This is a genomic window from Acetonema longum DSM 6540 (assembly GCF_000219125.1).
GTDB lineage: Bacteria > Bacillota > Negativicutes > Sporomusales > Acetonemataceae > Acetonema > Acetonema longum.
Map to the genome: position 1 here is coordinate 1 of NZ_AFGF01000082.1, position 4,094 is coordinate 4,094.

At 52.2% G+C, this 4,094-nt stretch carries 4 protein-coding genes; 2 read left to right on the forward strand and 2 right to left on the reverse strand.

The genetic code is table 11. The features are described 5' to 3' along the window. On the reverse strand, nt 1-1,183 hold a 1,183-nt coding region (locus tag ALO_RS09895), incomplete at its 3' end, for a tetratricopeptide repeat protein (RefSeq protein ID WP_004573359.1). A 251-nt stretch (nt 1,184-1,434) separates the two neighbouring features. Here ALO_RS09895 and ku point away from each other — a divergent pair. Continuing rightward, nucleotides 1,435-2,283 (forward strand): non-homologous end joining protein Ku, encoded by an 849-nt coding sequence (gene ku / locus ALO_RS09900; protein WP_413788498.1) that lies wholly within the window; start codon nt 1,435-1,437, stop codon nt 2,281-2,283. A gap of 89 nt (nt 2,284-2,372) precedes the next feature. Next, nucleotides 2,373-2,501: a hypothetical protein gene (locus tag ALO_RS23500; protein WP_274428113.1), complete on the forward strand. Its 129-nt coding sequence runs from the start codon at nt 2,373-2,375 to the stop codon at nt 2,499-2,501. Nucleotides 2,502-2,535: 34 nt separating this feature from the next. Here ALO_RS23500 and thrC read toward each other — a convergent pair whose 3' ends face one another. After that, the gene (gene thrC / locus ALO_RS09905; RefSeq protein ID WP_004573362.1) at nt 2,536-4,029 is read right to left on the reverse strand and encodes a threonine synthase; all 1,494 of its coding nucleotides are present in this window, start codon (nt 4,027-4,029) and stop codon (nt 2,536-2,538) included. Nucleotides 4,030-4,094: the final 65 nt, after the last annotated feature.

Sequence of the window (4,094 nt, forward strand, 5' to 3'; positions counted from 1 at the left end):
TTTCTGTTCCACTGCCTGCCGGTGGTTCCGCCTGATTTCCCGGGGTTTCTGTTCCACTGCCTGCCGGTGGTTCCGCCTGATTTCCCGGGGCCTCTGTTCCACTGCCTGCCGGCGCTTTCGCTTCATTTTCCGGAGTCTCTGCACTGCCTGCCGGCGTTTTCACCTCAGTCTCCTGAGTCCCTGCACTATTACCAGTCGATGCTTTCGTCTCATGTTCCTGACTCTTTGCATTATCGGCCGGTGTTACCGCCGATTTTTCCGGATCTTGCTGCAACAGCGCCATCCGGCTTTTGGCATGATTATTTTTTTCCGTATCCTGTCCCTGGTCCAACTCTAAAAACTGCTGATAGACCGGAAGTGCGTCAACCCGTTTGCCGGAAGATTCCAGTGAAGCCGCCAGAAAATAGTAAGCTAAGGCATGTTGGGGGTTTAGGCGCACAGCCTGCCGGTAATCTTCAATGGCGGGCGGAAATTGAGCCTGCTCGTAATAACAGCTGGCCCGGTTGTAATAGGCCTTGGCTTCCTGGGGATTGAGTTTGATCGCCTGGCTGTAGGATGCAATGGCCGACTGATAGTCACCGTTAATCTGCTCGTTATGTCCGCGGGCAACCCAATCGGCGGCGGTAAATTCAGTCTCATTGCCGGCGATTTTTTTCTGGACAGCTTTCTTCTCCCGGGAGGTTTGCGCCTCCTGCAGCTGCCGCTTTAATGCTTCCAGCTCTTGCTGCATTCGCGCATAGTCAAGCTGCAATTTCTTGTACTCTTCCATCATAGAACGTTCTTCCAGCTTTTGCTTGATGTCCTGAATTTTATCGACCGAGACCTTGGCTCGAATTTTTACGCGAAAACGAATGCCGTCGCCAATCAGAACCTTGTCTACACTCAAAACTTCCACTTCCATGATCCCGGAGGCAACCACTTTTATCTCATCCTCGGTCAGGCGGTATTCATTCACTTTAGAGTAGCTTTCCACATAGGTCCCGGCTTGTTCCACCGCCATCCGTTTGGCATCGGTAAGAGCTCTTTCCTGGGCGACTTTCATGGTTTCGCCCTCGCCCATAGTATAGGACCCTTCGGCTACAATTTCTTTGAACTCCGCCAGAGCCGCCGTCGGGCAGGCCGGGAAAGAAACGGCCCCGGCAACTATGGTCATTATGATGAATAACAGCCGATGCATGCGCATAAACTGCCCCCCTCAGGTAGCCACTGTCGCTTCTTGTCAATTGTTACAGTGTAAGATTCTATATCTTTGGGAAAATTCCTGTAAAAGATGAAAAACCCGGTGATTGTAAACAAAAAAATACAAGCTGTCATGATATTTCAACCCATATCTCATAATACTAACAACAGACCATCGCACAAAAAGACAGTGTTTTACAGTTTGCGTTATCAGAACGATCCCGGCCATGTTATCAGGGAATAACCCGAAAGGATGTGGGTGATTTGCCTCGACCCGTTTGGAATGGCGCCATCAGTTTCGGATTAATTAATATACCGGTAAAGCTCTACAATGCCGTGAAGCGAAAAACCATCCATTTTCAGCAGCTGCGGGCTTCTGACGGATGCAAAATCCGCCTGAAACGGGTCTGCGAAACCGATGGGGCTGAAGTGGCCAATACCGAGATCACCAAAGGGTATGAAGTTTCGCCTGATCGATACGTTATGATCCGTCCCGAGGAAATGGAAGCGGTTTATCCCAAAACAACCCGCCGCATTGACATTGAAGATTTTGTCCAGCTTACCCAGATCGATCCCATGTACTATGAACGGCCCTATTACCTGACCCCGGACAAAGGCGCCGGCAAAGCCTACTCTCTGCTGTTAAAAGCCATGGAAAAATCGGGGAAAGTAGCCATAGCCAAAATGGTGCTGCGCAACAAACAGTATCTGGCTGTCATCCGCCCCTCCCACTCTGCCCGCTCAGGGCCAAAACTCCTGACCCTTTCCACTATGCTGTTCGCGGACGAAGTTGTCAAACCGGAAGAACTGGAAGGCTTGCCGGAGGAAGATATCCGGCTAAACGAACGGGAAATGGCCATGGCGGAGCAGCTCATCCAGTCTCTGTCGGCTGAATTCGAACCACAAAAATATGAAGATGAATATCGTCAGCGAATCCTGGATTTGATCGAAAGCAAGGCCGAGGGTCAAACCTTTGCCGTTCAGCCGGTCCCGGAAAAACAGCAGGGCAAAGTCATTGATCTGATGGCCGCCTTAGAAGCCAGTCTGGCTGCCATTGAAACAAAATCCGAGGGAAAACCCAAGAGGAAGAAACGTGCCAAATAAAGCGAAAACTACCGAGTGCGTCTACTCCCTGCGAGCGCGGGAAAAGCCTACTGTTATCCATCCCGGTGACAGAGACTGAGGTTCAGACGGTGCTGAAGATCGGTAACCCGGAGTTATTGGCTTTTGACAGTCAGGCTGTTCTGCAGCGGGTGGAGCAACAGGCCGATTTGTTTATTCCGGTCTTGCCCCTGAAACAGACACTGCCGCAGCAAAAATAACACCGGCCTGCATTCAGCCAAGCCGGTGTTATTTTTATTTGCTCAATATATGCCGGACGCACTCCGGCATATCCGCTTTCTCGCAAACCCGCTGGTGCTTCACCGGTTTACGGGCCAATCCGGCTAATGCCGGCGGAATAGCCCAGCCGGTCAGACGGGAAAGTTCCTGCAGCAATTGAAACTCGTCTTTTCCGGCCAGGGATTCATTGCCGGCCAAAGCCGCCAGAACGCTGTCGCCAAATTTAAAAGGACTGGCGGTGGATACAATGATATTGACCGTATCGTCGCCGGTGGCGGCTTGATATCCTGCCGCCGCCTGCCAGGCGACCGCGGTATGGGGATCAAGCACATAGTTGTGGTCGCGCCAGACTTGCTGAATCACCGACTGGGCGGAAGGATCATCGGTCCAGTCAGCCCAGAATGTATTCCGGATCGTTTGCAGACACTCCTCATCCACCCTATAGCTGCCCTGCTGATTGAGGCCGTTCATCCAGGCTGACACCCGCTTGACATCACCCTGGGTAGAGTGATAAAGCAGCCGTTCCAGATTGCTCGAAATCAGGATATCCATAGAAGGCGATATCGTCTTATGGAAGGGGCGGTTCCGATTGTATTCGCCGGTCCGGATGAAATCTGTGAGCACATTGTTATGATTGGAGGCACAAATCAGTCTATTCACCGGCAAACCCATCCGCTTGGCGTAATAGCCGGCCAGAATGTTGCCGAAGTTTCCTGTAGGGACGACAAAATTGACCTTTTGCCCCGTCCGGATAGCGCCGGAACGAACCAAGTCGGCGTAAGCGCTGAAATAATAAACGATTTGCGGCACTAACCGGCCCCAGTTGATGGAATTGGCGGAAGAAAGCCTGACGCCGATAGCTGCCAGCCGCTGACTCAGCTCTTGATCATTAAAGATCCGCTTAACACCGGTCTGAGCATCGTCAAAATTCCCCCTCACCGCCGCTACCGCCACATTGCCGCCTTCCTGGGTCACCATCTGCAGGCGCTGAATTTGACTTACTCCTTCTTCCGGGTAAAACACGACGATACGGGTCCTGTCTACATCTTTAAACCCTTCCAGCGCCGCTTTGCCCGTGTCACCGGATGTAGCCACCAGGATGGCAATATCGGCGGCCTCGTTGGTTTTTTCCAGTGCTTGCAGCAGCAGTTGCGGCAAGAGCTGCAAGGCCATATCCTTAAAGGCGCAGGTCGGGCCATGCCACAATTCCAGCACAAAGGTTCCCCGGGCCACCTGCCGGACAGGAGCTACACCGGCCGGATCAAACGTACCGCCATAGGCGGCATGAACACAGTCCTGCAATTCCGGTACCGAGTAATCCGTCAGGAATAAGGCAAGAATCTTTACCGCCCGCTGTTCATAGTCAAGGCTGGTTAAACTATGGAGAAAAGCGGCATCTACAGCAGGAACGGCAACAGGTACAAACAGCCCTCCGTCAGGAGCCATTCCCATTTTTATCGCCACAGCCGCCGGACTGGCTTCTGCCCACCCGCGGGTACTAATATACATATAGAACAATAACCCCTTTCACCGCACTTAATATCTCCTACTTATCTGCAGCCCTGAATCGGGAA

Excerpts from the sequence above, each read along its gene's own strand:
- thrC (WP_004573362.1), bottom strand. The coding sequence starts at position 4,029 with ATGTATATTAGTACCCGCGGGTGGGCAGAAGCCAGTCCGGCGGCTGTG.